Source organism: Sphingobium sp. WTD-1 (assembly GCF_030128825.1).
GTDB lineage: Bacteria > Pseudomonadota > Alphaproteobacteria > Sphingomonadales > Sphingomonadaceae > Sphingobium.
On the sequence record NZ_CP119127.1, the window covers coordinates 2,047,822 to 2,060,109 of the forward strand.

16 protein-coding genes and 1 tRNA gene are annotated in these 12,288 nt (G+C 64.6%); 14 read left to right on the plus strand and 3 right to left on the minus strand.

What is annotated here, in order from left to right:
• Positions 1–6 precede the first annotated feature (6 nt).
• From N6H05_RS10125 to N6H05_RS10155, 7 genes are all read left to right on the plus strand, one after another.
• Complete coding sequence (locus tag N6H05_RS10125; protein WP_284113734.1) at positions 7–435, plus strand: hypothetical protein; 429 nt, start codon at positions 7–9, stop codon at positions 433–435.
• The gene (locus N6H05_RS10130; RefSeq protein ID WP_284113735.1) at positions 432–734 is read left to right on the plus strand and encodes a hypothetical protein; all 303 of its coding nucleotides are present in this window, start codon (positions 432–434) and stop codon (positions 732–734) included. The genes N6H05_RS10125 and N6H05_RS10130 overlap by 4 nt, the downstream gene beginning before the upstream one ends.
• Positions 731–1,954 (plus strand): DUF6551 family protein, encoded by a 1,224-nt coding sequence (locus tag N6H05_RS10135; RefSeq protein WP_284113736.1) that lies wholly within the window; start codon positions 731–733, stop codon positions 1,952–1,954. Before N6H05_RS10130 ends, N6H05_RS10135 begins: the two co-directional genes overlap by 4 nt.
• A gap of 243 nt (positions 1,955–2,197) precedes the next feature.
• Positions 2,198–2,410: a hypothetical protein gene (locus N6H05_RS10140; RefSeq protein WP_284113737.1), complete on the plus strand. Its 213-nt coding sequence runs from the start codon at positions 2,198–2,200 to the stop codon at positions 2,408–2,410.
• Positions 2,407–2,853 (plus strand): hypothetical protein, encoded by a 447-nt coding sequence (locus tag N6H05_RS10145; RefSeq protein ID WP_284113738.1) that lies wholly within the window; start codon positions 2,407–2,409, stop codon positions 2,851–2,853. The genes N6H05_RS10140 and N6H05_RS10145 overlap by 4 nt, the downstream gene beginning before the upstream one ends.
• On the plus strand, positions 2,843–3,031 hold the full coding sequence (locus N6H05_RS10150) for a helix-turn-helix transcriptional regulator (protein WP_284113739.1): 189 nt from the start codon (positions 2,843–2,845) through the stop codon (positions 3,029–3,031). The genes N6H05_RS10145 and N6H05_RS10150 overlap by 11 nt, the downstream gene beginning before the upstream one ends.
• Before the next feature lie 11 nt (positions 3,032–3,042).
• Positions 3,043–3,294 carry a hypothetical protein gene (locus tag N6H05_RS10155; protein WP_284113740.1) on the plus strand — a complete coding sequence of 84 codons (252 nt, stop codon included), beginning with the start codon at positions 3,043–3,045 and terminating at the stop codon, positions 3,292–3,294.
• On the opposite strand, the gene N6H05_RS10160 is transcribed toward N6H05_RS10155, so the two are convergent.
• Entirely contained in the window at positions 3,291–4,598 is a 1,308-nt protein-coding gene (locus N6H05_RS10160; RefSeq protein ID WP_284113741.1) for a tyrosine-type recombinase/integrase, read from the minus strand. The two genes, N6H05_RS10155 and N6H05_RS10160, sit on opposite strands and share 4 nt — an antisense overlap.
• Positions 4,599–4,764: 166 nt before the next feature.
• Positions 4,765–4,855 (minus strand) — tRNA-Ser (locus N6H05_RS10165).
• Between the two features lie 138 nt (positions 4,856–4,993).
• Here N6H05_RS10165 and N6H05_RS10170 point away from each other — a divergent pair.
• A complete protein-coding gene (locus tag N6H05_RS10170; RefSeq protein ID WP_284113742.1) occupies positions 4,994–5,896 on the plus strand; it encodes a peptidylprolyl isomerase in 903 nt (300 codons plus the stop codon).
• On the opposite strand, the gene N6H05_RS10175 is transcribed toward N6H05_RS10170, so the two are convergent.
• Positions 5,893–6,360 (minus strand): Lrp/AsnC family transcriptional regulator, encoded by a 468-nt coding sequence (locus tag N6H05_RS10175; protein ID WP_017498975.1) that lies wholly within the window; start codon positions 6,358–6,360, stop codon positions 5,893–5,895. The two genes, N6H05_RS10170 and N6H05_RS10175, sit on opposite strands and share 4 nt — an antisense overlap.
• Before the next feature lie 175 nt (positions 6,361–6,535).
• Here N6H05_RS10175 and ald point away from each other — a divergent pair, with 175 nt between their 5' ends.
• From ald to N6H05_RS10205, 6 genes are all read left to right on the plus strand, one after another.
• Complete coding sequence (gene ald, locus N6H05_RS10180; RefSeq protein WP_017498976.1) at positions 6,536–7,651, plus strand: alanine dehydrogenase; 1,116 nt, start codon at positions 6,536–6,538, stop codon at positions 7,649–7,651.
• A gap of 358 nt (positions 7,652–8,009) precedes the next feature.
• Complete coding sequence (locus N6H05_RS10185) at positions 8,010–8,840, plus strand: sulfite exporter TauE/SafE family protein (protein WP_004208288.1); 831 nt, start codon at positions 8,010–8,012, stop codon at positions 8,838–8,840.
• A 230-nt stretch (positions 8,841–9,070) separates the two neighbouring features.
• Complete coding sequence (locus tag N6H05_RS10190) at positions 9,071–9,769, plus strand: response regulator transcription factor (RefSeq protein WP_004208287.1); 699 nt, start codon at positions 9,071–9,073, stop codon at positions 9,767–9,769.
• Positions 9,762–11,114, plus strand: coding sequence for a HAMP domain-containing sensor histidine kinase (locus N6H05_RS10195; protein WP_284113744.1), 1,353 nt, complete (start codon positions 9,762–9,764; stop codon positions 11,112–11,114). The genes N6H05_RS10190 and N6H05_RS10195 overlap by 8 nt, the downstream gene beginning before the upstream one ends.
• Positions 11,107–11,670 carry a hypothetical protein gene (locus N6H05_RS10200; RefSeq protein WP_097384343.1) on the plus strand — a complete coding sequence of 188 codons (564 nt, stop codon included), beginning with the start codon at positions 11,107–11,109 and terminating at the stop codon, positions 11,668–11,670. Before N6H05_RS10195 ends, N6H05_RS10200 begins: the two co-directional genes overlap by 8 nt.
• Positions 11,671–11,845: 175 nt before the next feature.
• Positions 11,846–12,238 carry a hypothetical protein gene (locus N6H05_RS10205; RefSeq protein WP_004208283.1) on the plus strand — a complete coding sequence of 131 codons (393 nt, stop codon included), beginning with the start codon at positions 11,846–11,848 and terminating at the stop codon, positions 12,236–12,238.
• Positions 12,239–12,288 lie beyond the last annotated feature (50 nt).

Genomic DNA, 12,288 nt, shown 5'->3' on the forward strand with positions numbered 1-12,288 from the left:
GGTCCCATGACTTCCACCGATGCCAAGCGGAATTATACCGCCGAAGAGACGACGGCCTATGAGGCCTATCTGAGCGCGGTTGCTGAGCACAATATCACCTGCGCCCGCTCCGGCGCCACTACGCGCGAGAAGATGGACGCGGCATTTTCTGCCGATGCCGCATGGAAGCGCTTTTGCGAAGTCGCTGGCCTTGTGCCTGGCTCGACCCGATCGCCGGAGGATATCCGGATGATCGAGCGGCTGCAGAAGGAAATCGGCGATATGGTCGAGACCACCCGTAGCGCGTGGTCGATGATCCGCGCCGCCGACGGCATGAATGTGATCGAGTTTCGCGCCAGCAACGTCGATCAGGATGATCACAATGCGTGCGTCTGCCTGATCCGGGACGCGGAGCTAATCCTCTGCAAGCTGATCGCCAAGGCGGACGGCGCATGACCGGCGTTCGCCTCACCGTGCCCAGCAGCTTCACCTTCATGGTGGCGCGCAAGGGCCGCACCGTCCGTCCGGGCGTGACGCTCCCCCGCGCGCGCTATCAGACGCTGGATGAAGCCGCGACCGAGGCCGAAGTGCAGGCGGCGGCCAGCCCTGGCCAAGTCATGATCGTCTTTCAGGAAGTTCTGCGGGTGAAGCTCGATCCCGCAACCATCGATCCAGCCGTTGTCCCCCAGGCGGTTGGTGGAGCCGGGCGGCTTTCGTCCCCCCGGTCGCCCGGCTCCGAAGGTGATCAGTCGTGAAGGGCCGGGCTTATTCCCCCGAGCATGAGCGGGTGATGACCTATCTCCGCCATGCCGAGAAGTCGAAAGGGTCTGTCGCCGGCCCGACGGACTTGCAGATCAAAGTGCAGGCTGACCTGCCCAGCGAGAAGCGCGTACTGGAAATCCTGGCCGACCTGTCCGACGCCCGCCGCATCCAGATCAACCGGCAGGGCCGCCGGCGCGCGATCACGACCTTTGCCGACCGGTTCGATGATAGCGACGATATCAGCGCGAGGATTCAGGCAAGGAACTCGACCTCAAACCCGCAGAAATCCGCGGTTTGCGGCACCATGCCGCGCTCGGAGGAACTCGGTGGATTCGCCCGGCCGGCTACAACGCCGAATAACGCCGGGAACCCGCAGAAATCCGCCGTTTCTACCCGGCCGGTTGCAGGCTCTAAGCGATGGCCGGCCGCCAAGGGAAATCCGCCGTCGGTCGAGAACCGGAGCCCGACCGAACTGCGCCTTGATGACAGCTATCAGCGCTCGACTGACAACGGCGCCAGCAAGGCGCTGATCAAGCGGATCGCGACTGGCTGGGACTGGCGCATGTGCCTGCCGCTGGTCGTGTCGAAGCGCGACGACGGATCGCTATGGGTGATCGACGGCCAGCACCGACTGGCGGCGGCGCTGTTGCGCGGCGATATCCAGTTCCTGCCCTGCTGCGTCGGCGTCTATGGCAGCGTCGCGGATGAGGCCGCCATGTTCGTCGCCATGAACCGGGCGCGCAAGCCGATGAACCGGCTGGACGACTTCCACGCCGCCATCGCCAGCGGTGACAGCGAGGCGATCGAGATCACCCGCCTGATCACTGACGCAGGATTCACCGTGTCGCGTAAGACCGGCTCGCAGTCGTGGCGCCCGGGCGAGGTGGCCTTTACTAGCGCGATATCGAAGGTGCTGCGCAAGCATGGCGCGAAGGTCTGCGCCGATGCGCTGCGGACGATGCAGGAGGCTTGGCCCGGCGAAGTGCTGAATGCCGGCGCTAGCATGTTCACGGCGCTGACGAAGCTCGCGATCAGCCCGCCCGACGGGTTCGACCATGACCGCCTGTTCCGGGCGCTGCGCAAGCGCACCCAGCGCGAATGGGCCAGCTTCCTGAGCGAGACCAAGGGCGGTGGCGATGATCGCGCGGCCCAGCTGCGCCAGGTGCTGCTGATGGCCTACGAGGAAGAGACGGGGGCGGGCGATGATCGTTGAAATCCCCGTCTACCACCGTCCCGACGGTTCGCGGACGATCGGCCAGCCGGACCCGCGCCACGGCGTCAGGCTGGGCAGGATCGCGATGGCGTTGAACGGGCCGAGTTTTCGGCCCGTCGACTGCGGACGAAATTCGTACGCAGTCCCAAAGGTATCGAACGAAATTCGTTCAATGCCGCCTTGCGACTGTCTGTCATGCCAGACCGGCCGCCCCGATTACCCCTGTTTGATTGAGGATGGCCAATGACCGAGGGCGAAAAGCTGATCGACGTCACCGACGCAATCGTCAACAATTTGGTCGCGGAGCACGGCTTCCCGGTGATCGCGGCCATCTTGGGGTCCGCGGCGGCCATCGCTGTCCTCAATGGGCGCGAGCCCTACCTCCGAGAAGTACTTGCTATGCTCGAAGTCACCATCGATCAGATGGTGGCCCACCGGAAGGAATCTGCATCGTGACCGTGCTTTCCCGCTTCGATGCCTGGTTGGGCAAGACGCTGTTCCACCCGCCGATCATCCTTGCCTGTCAGCTCACTCGGCAGACGCAATATGCGATGAACCGGGCGCTGTGGTTCTTCGCCGCGTGTCACGCGACCTATTACGCCCAGGGCGCGAGCTGGGGAATTGTGGCCATCCTTTGGTCGTGGGTGCTTGTCACCTTCATTAGCGCGACAGTGACCCCCGATATGCCGACGGCATCGTTCGGCTTCTGGCGCTTCATCTGGTGGCTGATCTTCGCGCTAGGCGTGGCGAGCGCCTGCACCACTGGCGAATTGAGTGACGGCACGGTCCGCGCCCTCATCATCCTGTTCGCTGAATATGCCTCAACCATCAAGACGATCCCGCCGCGCAGGAAGCGCGAGAAGCGGGCGAGCGCGAAGGAGGCGTTCAATGGCCAGTAATCCCGATCGCCTCATTTCGCTTGCCGAGGTCAAGGAATTGACCGGGCTCGGAAAGACGATGATCTACCGCATGATCAAGGCAGGAAGTTTTCCGCAACAGTATAAGCCAGGAGGCTTTGCAAGCCGCTGGAGCGAGTGCGAGATATTGGCCTGGCGCGAATCTCAGCGCGCAGCTTGAGGAGGAAATAGGTGGACGATACTCAGGGCACTTTCGAAGATCGCATCCAGCACGCGGCCGATTATTTCGCCGAACAGATCGATGAGATTGCAACGAGGACGTATGTGCGGGAGGGCATTTTGAAACAGGCTGTCGTGGCCGCGATCTGGGCACTTTTTGAGAAAATGCCCGACGAGCGCGGAGCCCTTGCCGACATATTGGAGGATTTCCCCGCTATAGTCCGAGAAGCGGCGGCGAATGCTCGTAAAGCCGAGGACGACTAAATTCTGCCCGGTCCTGTTGCCGCGTAGCGGATGGGCTGCCCGAGGTGGATCTCGGGCGGCCAAAAGCCCTCCAGCAGCATATCTGCCCAATCCTGAGCCAGTTCGCGGCGCCTATCCATGTATGATGCCCGGTTGTAGGCGCCCTCGACCTTGTTCTGGGGGATATGCGCCAGCATCAGGTCGATGATAGCGCGATCGTCAACCATCCCGAGGGCTTTGGCGCGCTCATTCATTATCGTGGAAAAGGCGGCGCGGAAGCCATGCGGAACATGACGCTGGTGGTATCCGGCGCGGATGAGCAGGGCACGCAAGGTGTTCTCGCTTATAGGCCGGTGCATGTGGCGCTCGCCGGGGAACATCAAATCCAGATCGCCGGTCAAGGTGTGCAGCACTTTCAGCACGTCGACAGACTGCCGAGCGAGAGGCACGAGGTGATCACCATCCGCTTCGGCCTTGCGATCCCCGTCGCCTTTCATGCGCGCGGCGGGAATGCGCCAGAGGGGCGTCGGGCCGTATAGATTCTCGATCTCATCCCACCGCGCAAATCGAAGCTCACCCGGCCGGACCGCAGTCAGCGCGTGGAAGCGCAGCGCCAGCTTAGTGATGGCCCGGCAGCGCTCACCCTCCGCATCTATCAGAATTTGGCGCAAGCCGGTCAGAGATGTCACGGCCGGCTGCTTCTTCGCCCGCGGTTTCGGCTTCAACGCCTTGCCCAGGCTGGCGGCGGGGTCGCTGTCGCAGATGCCGGCCGCAATTCCATAGACGAAGACAGACGAGAGACGCGCGCGAATGCGGTGCGCGGTTTCAATCGCGCCCCGATCCTCGACCAAGGTCAGCAGCTCAAGAAGCTTCGGGGCCTTAATGGAGGTGATAGGCAGGTCGCCAATATGGTCGAAGATATTCTCGGACAGGCTATCAATCACGTCCTGAGCATGAACGGCCGACCATCGGACCTTGGTTTTACCCCACCAGGCCCGCGCTACAGTCTCGAACGTGTTGTCGTTTGCCAATGCCTGCGCTTTGGCCGCGACCCTGCGTTCGATGCCGGGATCTTTGCCATCGCGCAGTAACGCCTTGGCAGCATCGCGCTTGCCACGCGCATCGAGCAGGGAGACGGCAGGGTAGGAGCCGAAGGCGAGGGTCTTCTGCGCGGGCTTGCCCTTGGCGTTGAGGCCATAGGTGTAGTTCATGCGCCAGTGCTTTCCGCCAGCGCGTGAGACCTGAAGATAGAGCTGGCCCGAATCCGACAGGCGATAATCCTTTTCCCGAGCCTTGGCCGCCTTGATCTTCGCGTCGTTCAGCATCTCACCCTCGATACCATGGATGCCATGGCCCGATACCATGTCATCTACCATGCTGACCGGTGAACGCCCATGAACGAAAGCGGAACGCCGGATAAGCCGAATATGAGCAAAAACCCCAGAAAATCAAGGTTTGGTGAACGGTTGAGAACTGTTGAGGAAGCAAACTTGGCGGAGCGGGAGGGATTCGAACCCTCGATACGCTTTTGACGTATACTCACTTTCCAGGCGAGCGCCTTCGACCACTCGGCCACCGCTCCGCAGGAACCCCATCGTCGCTGTAAGCGGCGTGAATCGGGTTCATATTCCATCGCACTGGAGGCGGCTCCCTATCGCGCGACAACGCACTAGGCAAGGGGATGCTTTACTTTCTTGCGCGGCAATTGTTTGATTGGGTCATGACCCTTCGCCGCCGTGTCGCGCTGCTCGCGCCCTTCATCGTCATCCTGCCCCTTGCCGCTGCCGATGCGGCCGATCCGCCGGCCACGCCCAGCGCGGTCGTGGCGCAGGCGCCGGCCAGTGCCTGGCGCACCGTCCCGGCGCAGGATCTGCTGGTGATGACGATCGAGGGCGGCAAGCGCGTGGTGATCCAACTGGCGCCGCAATTCGGGCCGCGCCATGTCGCCAATATCCGCGCGCTCGCCACCGCCCATTGGTGGGACGGCACCAGCATCAACCGGGTGCAGGACAATTATGTCGTCCAATGGGGCGACGCGACCGAGAAGAAGCCGCTGCCTACCGGCCTCGCGCCGACCAGTCCGGCCGACTATGTCCAGTCGCTTGGGGGCATGAAGGCGAAGCTGACGCCGCTGCCCTATCCCGATCCCTATGCGCCGGCGACCGGGTTCATCGATGGCTGGCCGGTGGCGATCGACGGGGACGCCGCCTGGCTGCCGCACTGCTATGGCATGATCGGCGTCGGCCGCAACATGTCGCCCGATGCCGGCACGGGGGCGGAACTCTACACCGTGATCGGCCAAGCGCCGCGCCAGCTCGATCGCAACATCGCGGTCGTCGGCCGCATCGTCGAGGGGATGGCCGCGCTCACCAGCCTGCCGCGCGGTAGCGGTGACTTAGGCTTCTACACCGACGCCGAACGCAAGCTGCCGATCGTCTCGGTGCGGCTGGCCAGCGATCTGCCCGAAGCGGAGCGCCCTCGCTTCCAGGTGATGGATACAGGCTCGGCCAGTTTTACCGACTATCTGCGTCTGCGTGCCAACCGGAAGGATGATTTCTACGATCGGCCTGCCGGGGGCGTCGACCTGTGCAACGCGCCGGTGCCGGTGCGCCTGGCGCCCTAAATAGGAAGGTCGCGCAGCCGATAGCCGCGCCAGTCGCGGATGCGGCGGATGGCGAAGCTGGTGCGGATCGCCGACACGCCAGGCAGGCGGGCGAGGCAGTCGCGATGGACCGCGTCGAAGCCCTTGAGGTCGGCGGCGGCGACCCGCAGCAGATAGTCGGCCTGACCCGCCATCAGATGGCATTCTAATATTTCCGGGAAGCCCGCGACCGCCGTCTCGAACCGTTCCATCGCCTCGCGGCTCTGGCTGGTCAGCGAAATCTCGACAAAGGCCTGGAGCGTCAGGCCCAGCGCCGCCGGATCGAGCCGGGCGGCATAGCCCTCGATCATGCCGGCGTCCTCCAGCGCACGGATGCGGCGATGGCAGGCGGAGGAGGAGAGGCCGATTTGCTCGCCCAGTTCGTTCATCGACCGGCGGGAATCGCTCTGTAGCGCCTCCAGCAACGCGATGTCGAACCGATCCATGCAATGTTATCCCGATGAAATTAGATTTCGCGATATATTGTCCTGCATGCGGGTGATCGCAAGCGCAAATCAGGGAACAATCTCCACCCGCTTGGCGATATGATGGGGGCACAACCGGCGGGGCTGCGTTGTCCTTTCAGGATGGGCCATCCCGCTGCAAAATGGAGAGCGTCTCATGATCGTCGGCACCGTCAAGGAAATCAAGAATCACGAATATCGCGTCGGCCTGACCCCCGAGAGCGTCCATGAACTGACGGCCCATGGCCATGAGGTTCTGGTCGAGACCGGTGCGGGTGAGGGCATCGGCGCGCATGACGCGCTCTATGAACGAGCCGGTGCCACCATCATCGCCACCGCCGCCGAGGTGTTCGCGCGCGCCGAGATGATCGTCAAGGTGAAGGAGCCCCAGGCCGTCGAGCGCGCGATGCTGCGCCCCGGCCAGATCCTCTACACCTATCTCCACCTCGCGCCCGATCCGGAGCAGACCCGCGACCTGATCGCCTCAGGTGCGACCTGCATCGCCTATGAAACCGTGACCGACGCCAGCGGCGGCCTGCCGCTGCTGAAGCCCATGAGCCAGGTCGCTGGCCGCATGTCGATCCAGGCCGGCGCGACCGCGCTGGAAAAGGCGCATGGCGGCCGCGGCGTGCTGCTGGGCGGCGTGCCGGGCGTGCTGCCGGCCAAGGTCGTCGTGATCGGCGGCGGCGTCGTCGGCTTCAACGCGGCGCAGATGGCGGCCGGCCTTGGCGCCGACGTCACCATTCTCGACCGCAATCCCGAAGTGCTCGAAAAGCTCGGCATGTATTTCGAGGCGCGGGCCAAGACCCGTTTCTCGAACCGCGCGAACCTGGCCGAATGCGTGGCCGAGGCGGACCTGGTGATCGGTGCGGTGCTGATTCCGGGCGCCGCCGCACCCAAGCTGGTCAGCGCCGACATGCTCAAGACCATGAAGAAGGGCGCGGTGCTGGTCGACGTCGCGATCGACCAGGGCGGCTGCTTCGAAACCAGCCATGCCACGACCCATGCCGACCCGACCTACATCATCGACGGCATCGTCCATTATTGCGTCGCCAACATGCCCGGCGCGGTCGCCCGCACCAGCACCTATGCGCTCAATAACGTGACCCTGCCGCATGCGCTGCGCATCGCCGAACTGGGCTGGAAGGATGCGCTGCGCCGCGATCCGCACCTGCTCGCGGGCCTCAATGTCTGGGACGGCAAGGTCACCTACAAGGCCGTCGCCGACGATCTGGGCCTGCCCTACACCCCGGCGGAAGACGCGATCGCCTGATCGTCCCGCCTCTATTTCCCGGCGCCCCGACAGCGGCCGGGCAAAAGGACGTCAGCCCTCCCTTGCGGGGCTGGCGTCCTTTTATTTTGCGCCGTTTTTCGTCTGGCGCGACGTCGCGTCGCCGGGCTTTGTTTCCCGATTGTCAAATAAACGCCATGGATTCTCTTGCGGGTTCGAAGACGTCGTTCGTCTAGTCGGGCAGGGGGACATGACCACATGCCCCCCATGCATCCTGGTTCCGCCGAAGAGAGGCATGGTTTAACATCATGGTCGATTTCCCCACATTCGCCGCCTTGATCCAAAAAGGCGATCGCTCCATCATGCGCGCCGGTCGCGCACTGCAGAAAGGGGCGTGCTGATGTCCGGCGATATCATGACCTGGCTCGTGCCGCTGGTTGCCATGTTGGCCGCCGGCCTGCTCGCCGGCTTTGCCGCCGGCATCTTCGGCATCGGCGGCGGCTTCGTCGTCGTGCCGGCGCTGCTGGTCGTGCTGCCGCTGCTGGGGGGGACGAAGGACGGCATCGCCCATGTCGCGATCGGCACGTCGGCGGCGACGATCATCCTGACCTCCATCCGATCGCTGCTGGCGCATTCCAAGCGCGGCGCGGTGGAGTTCGACGTCCTCAAGACATGGGCGCCCTGGATCATATTGGGCTGCGGCGCGGGCGTCGTGCTGGCGGGCCATGTCGATGGCCGCACGCTCAAGATGATCTTCGGCGCAGGCGTCATCCTGATGTCGCTCAACTTCCTGATACCGGTGCTGAACGGCAAGGTGATCAGCGACCAGATGCCGTCGGGGCTGGCGCGCATCGGCATTGCAGGCGGGTTGGGCACATTTTCCTCGCTGCTGGGCATTGGCGGCGGCACCATTGCCATCATGACGATGACGCTGTGCGGCCGCACCATCCACCGCGCCATCGCTACCGCATCGGGCATCGGCACGCTGATCGCCATCCCGACCACCATCGGCTTTGCCATCATCGGCTTCCGCGAAGGCGGGCTGCCCTGGGGTTCGCTCGGCTATATCAACATCCCCGCGACGATTGCGATCGCATCAATGTCGATGCTGACCGCGCCGCTGGGCGTGGCCGCCGCCCACAGCCTGCCCGCCGGGCCGCTGAAGAAGATTTTCGGCGTCTATCTGCTGATCATCGGTGCGCTGATGCTGCGCGCGGGGCTCAAGATCTGATAATGATCTGATAATCTGGCTGTTTGAGAAAGCCGGTACCAGCCCGCTCCCCCGCCCAACCGCCCGACAGGATGACACTGGATCGGGTGGTTGGGCGGGGGAGCGGGCTGGTACCGTAACCAAAAATCGCTCTTTCGCGATTTTTCAAACAGGCTCTTAACGGCCGCCAGTGACCGCCTTAACAGGCTTTGTCACTGGCGGCCGTTCGCGCTATCTGACAGGCGGTGAAGATGGCGCAAACCGACCCGATTTCCGTGCTGCTGGTGGAAGATGACCCGGCGGCCCGCGCCAATATCGCCGAAATCCTCGTCCGCGCCGGCATGGTCGTCGACCTGGCGGAGGATGGCGCGGAAGGGCTCAAGCGCGCCGCATCGGGCCGCTATCATGTCATCATCCTCGATCGCACCCTGCCGCATCTTTCGGGCATCGACGTGGTGACGCGCATGCGCGTCGCCGGGATCGAGGCGCCGGTGCTGATGCTGTCCGCGCTCGGCCGCAGCGAGCATCGGGTCGAGGGGCTGGAAAGCGGCGTCGATGATTATATGGCCAAGCCCTTCGAGCCGGACGAACTGATCGCCCGCGTGCGCGCTTTGTGGCGCCGGGCCGGGCGGTTGCAGCAGGATTCGGTGCTGCTGTTCGGCGATTTGGAATGCCATGTGAAGGCGCGCACCGCCCATCGCGGCGGCCGCCATGTGCCGCTGTCGCCCAAGGAATTTGCGCTGTTCCGTTACCTCATGGAACATGCCGGCGAAGTGGTCACGCGCGAGATGCTGTTGCGCCATGTGTGGAAACTCAGCTTCGATCCCCAGACCAATGTCGTCGACGTCAATGTCGGCCGCCTGCGCCGCAAGCTGGAGGAAGGGTTCGACAGCGCCGTGCTGGAGACGGTCTGGGGCACAGGCTATCGGCTGATCGCCGCCCATGGCTAGGTTCGGCCTGTTGCGCTCGGTCTTTGGCCGGGTCACGCTGTCGGCCCTGCTGGTCAGCCTGGCATCCACGCTGGTGCTGTTCCTGGTGGTCGAACGGATCGTCGAGACTGACGGGCGCGTGATGCTGGGGCGAGAGGTCGATACCGATCTGGCGGGCCTGGCCGACATCTATGTCAGCAGTGGCGAGGCGGAACTGAGGGCGCGCATCGCCGATCGGCTGGCGATGGAGCGCGGCGACAGCGAAAAGGCCTATTATCTGCTCGCCGATGCGGCCGGGCGCCGGGTGGCGGGCAATATCGATCACTGGCCCGCCCTGGCGTCCGAAGTGTCCGAGGCCCGGTTGATCCGCCTGCCCGGCGGCGACCGCATGTTCGCGCGGGCGACGCTGCTTGGTCCCGACACCCGGCTGATCGTCGGGCGCAGCAATATCCGGGCGCAGGCGCTGCAGACCCGGCTCGCCATCGCCTTTGCCATTGCCGGCGCCATCGTCGCCCTGCTCAGCCTTGCCGCCGGCCATTTCGCGGCGCGCCGCCTGCGGCGTCGGGTCGAACGGATCAACCATGTCTTCGACGCGGTGCGTGCCGGCGATATCGGTGCGCGCGCACGCGCCACCGGGGCGAGCGACGAACTGGCCGAACTGGCGGCGAACACCAATGCGATGCTGGATCAGGTGCAGCGGCTGATGGAGGCCCAACGCTCCGTGTCGGATCAGACCGCGCACGAGATCCGCACCCCGCTGATGCATCTCGACACGCGTATCCTGAAAGCGATGGAACGGACTGATGATGAGGGGCTGTTGCGGACCCTCGGCCGGTCGCGCGACGAGATCCGCAGCGTCGTGCGATTGCTCGATTCCCTGCTCGATATTGCCGGCACCCAGGCGCTGCGCGGCGATCGCCGGGGCCTTGCCGATGTCGACCTCAGCGAGATTGCCGACAATCTGGCGGACCTGTATGGCGCCAGTGCAGAGGATCTGGGCATCGCCTTCAACGCGATGGTGGCGCCGGGCATATCCTTCCGCGCCGATCCGATGCAGATTACCCGGCTCTTGTCCAACCTGCTCGACAATGCGTTCAAATATGTGCCGCGCGGCGGCAGCGTGCTGCTCAGCCTGGCGCCGGGGCCGCTGATCATCGTGCAGGATAATGGCCGGGGCATACCGGCCGATGCGCGCGAACTGGTCTTCGACCGCTATGTCCGGCTCGATCCGTCGCCCGGCAGCGGCCATGGTCTGGGGCTGGCGCTGGCCCGTGCGATTGCCGAACGCCATGGCCTGACCATCCATGTCGAGGATGCCGCGCCCGGCGCCCGCTTCGTCGTGCAGCCGGAGATGGCGGATGATTAGGCTCTTCCTGCCCCTGCTGATGCTGGGCGTCGGCCCGGTCGCGGTGGTCGAGGAGCCGATGCCGACCGATGCGCTGATGCGCACGCTGGCGGAGGGCGACCTGGCGCAGGCGCGCGGCGATCAAGCCGCACTCGCGGCGGCGGCCGACACTCTCAAGCTGCTCGGCGCGCGCCCGGCGGAGGGGCAGGATGACCTGTCCACCCTCTGGTCGCAGCAGGCGCAGGCCGGCGGTGCCGTCCATGCCGGGCCGGTCTATCGCGGCCGCGCGCTCGGCCCCGCCTATCGCCGTGGTTCTCTGGCGGCGGGCGGGCGGGTGACGCTGCGCCAGTTGTTCCTTGCCGGCCAGCGCGCGCAGATTTCGGTGGCACGCGCCACCGGCATCGCCGCATCCCTGTCGGTCCGGGTGCGCAATGCCGATGGCGGCACGCTGTGCGCCAAGCCGGTGGCCGCGCCGCAGGCCGATTGTGCCTGGCTACCGCTGTTCACCGAACGCTATGCGATCGAGATAGAGAATGGCGGCAGCGCGCCGGCGACCTTCTATCTGGTGATCCGCTGATCTGATCCCAATCACCTGAAAACAGGGCGGAAAAGCCCGATATTCGGCCCTTTTGGGCGCTACGGCCCGCCGTTGCCGCGCCTCGCTTCGTCCATTCTGCACATCCGTTCAGGCGCAAAATGCCGGTCCCGGTGCGTTATTGCCGCAGGTTCGATGAGGAAAGAGGAGAAACGTCATGAACCGTTCGATGCTTCTGACCGCCATCGCCATGGTCGGCATGACCCCGATCGCCGCCATGGCCCAGCCCCAGGCGCGTGGCCCGGCTCCGGGGGAAGGCCCGGTGAGCTATGAGGAACAACTGGCGTCGGTCGAGGACCAGCTTGTCTATGAAGCGCCGATCGCCGGCGTGGAGAATAATTACTGGTTCAATTACCAGACCGATCTGGCCGAGGCGCGCAAGGAACTGACCAAGGATTTGCGCCATTCCAGCGATGCGGAGGATAATCGCGACGCCTGGGAGGAATATCGCACCGAACTGGCCGATGCCCGTGGCGACTATGCCAAGGAAATGGCCGAGAAGGGCTATCCGGTCGGCGAAGTCCGGGTGCTGGGCAGCAGCGGCCGCTGATCCGCGCACTGACCCAAGTAAAAAGGGCTGGTCCGGTCATCCGGGCCAGC

What these genes read in the sequence shown, in the direction of transcription:
- N6H05_RS10195 (WP_284113744.1), top strand. Translation starts at nt 9,762, where the DNA reads ATGGCTAGGTTCGGCCTGTTGCGCTCGGTCTTTGGCCGGGTCACGCTG.
- N6H05_RS10160 (WP_284113741.1), bottom strand. Translation starts at nt 4,598, where the DNA reads ATGCTGAACGACGCGAAGATCAAGGCGGCCAAGGCTCGGGAAAAGGAT.
- N6H05_RS10140 (WP_284113737.1), top strand. Translation starts at nt 2,198, where the DNA reads ATGACCGAGGGCGAAAAGCTGATCGACGTCACCGACGCAATCGTCAAC.
- N6H05_RS10175 (WP_017498975.1), bottom strand. Translation starts at nt 6,360, where the DNA reads ATGGATCGGTTCGACATCGCGTTGCTGGAGGCGCTACAGAGCGATTCC.
- N6H05_RS10205 (WP_004208283.1), top strand. Translation starts at nt 11,846, where the DNA reads ATGAACCGTTCGATGCTTCTGACCGCCATCGCCATGGTCGGCATGACC.
- N6H05_RS10125 (WP_284113734.1), top strand. Translation starts at nt 7, where the DNA reads ATGACTTCCACCGATGCCAAGCGGAATTATACCGCCGAAGAGACGACG.
- N6H05_RS10200 (WP_097384343.1), top strand. Translation starts at nt 11,107, where the DNA reads ATGATTAGGCTCTTCCTGCCCCTGCTGATGCTGGGCGTCGGCCCGGTC.
- N6H05_RS10170 (WP_284113742.1), top strand. Translation starts at nt 4,994, where the DNA reads ATGACCCTTCGCCGCCGTGTCGCGCTGCTCGCGCCCTTCATCGTCATC.
- N6H05_RS10185 (WP_004208288.1), top strand. Translation starts at nt 8,010, where the DNA reads ATGTCCGGCGATATCATGACCTGGCTCGTGCCGCTGGTTGCCATGTTG.
- N6H05_RS10190 (WP_004208287.1), top strand. Translation starts at nt 9,071, where the DNA reads ATGGCGCAAACCGACCCGATTTCCGTGCTGCTGGTGGAAGATGACCCG.
- N6H05_RS10130 (WP_284113735.1), top strand. Translation starts at nt 432, where the DNA reads ATGACCGGCGTTCGCCTCACCGTGCCCAGCAGCTTCACCTTCATGGTG.
- N6H05_RS10150 (WP_284113739.1), top strand. Translation starts at nt 2,843, where the DNA reads ATGGCCAGTAATCCCGATCGCCTCATTTCGCTTGCCGAGGTCAAGGAA.
- ald (WP_017498976.1), top strand. Translation starts at nt 6,536, where the DNA reads ATGATCGTCGGCACCGTCAAGGAAATCAAGAATCACGAATATCGCGTC.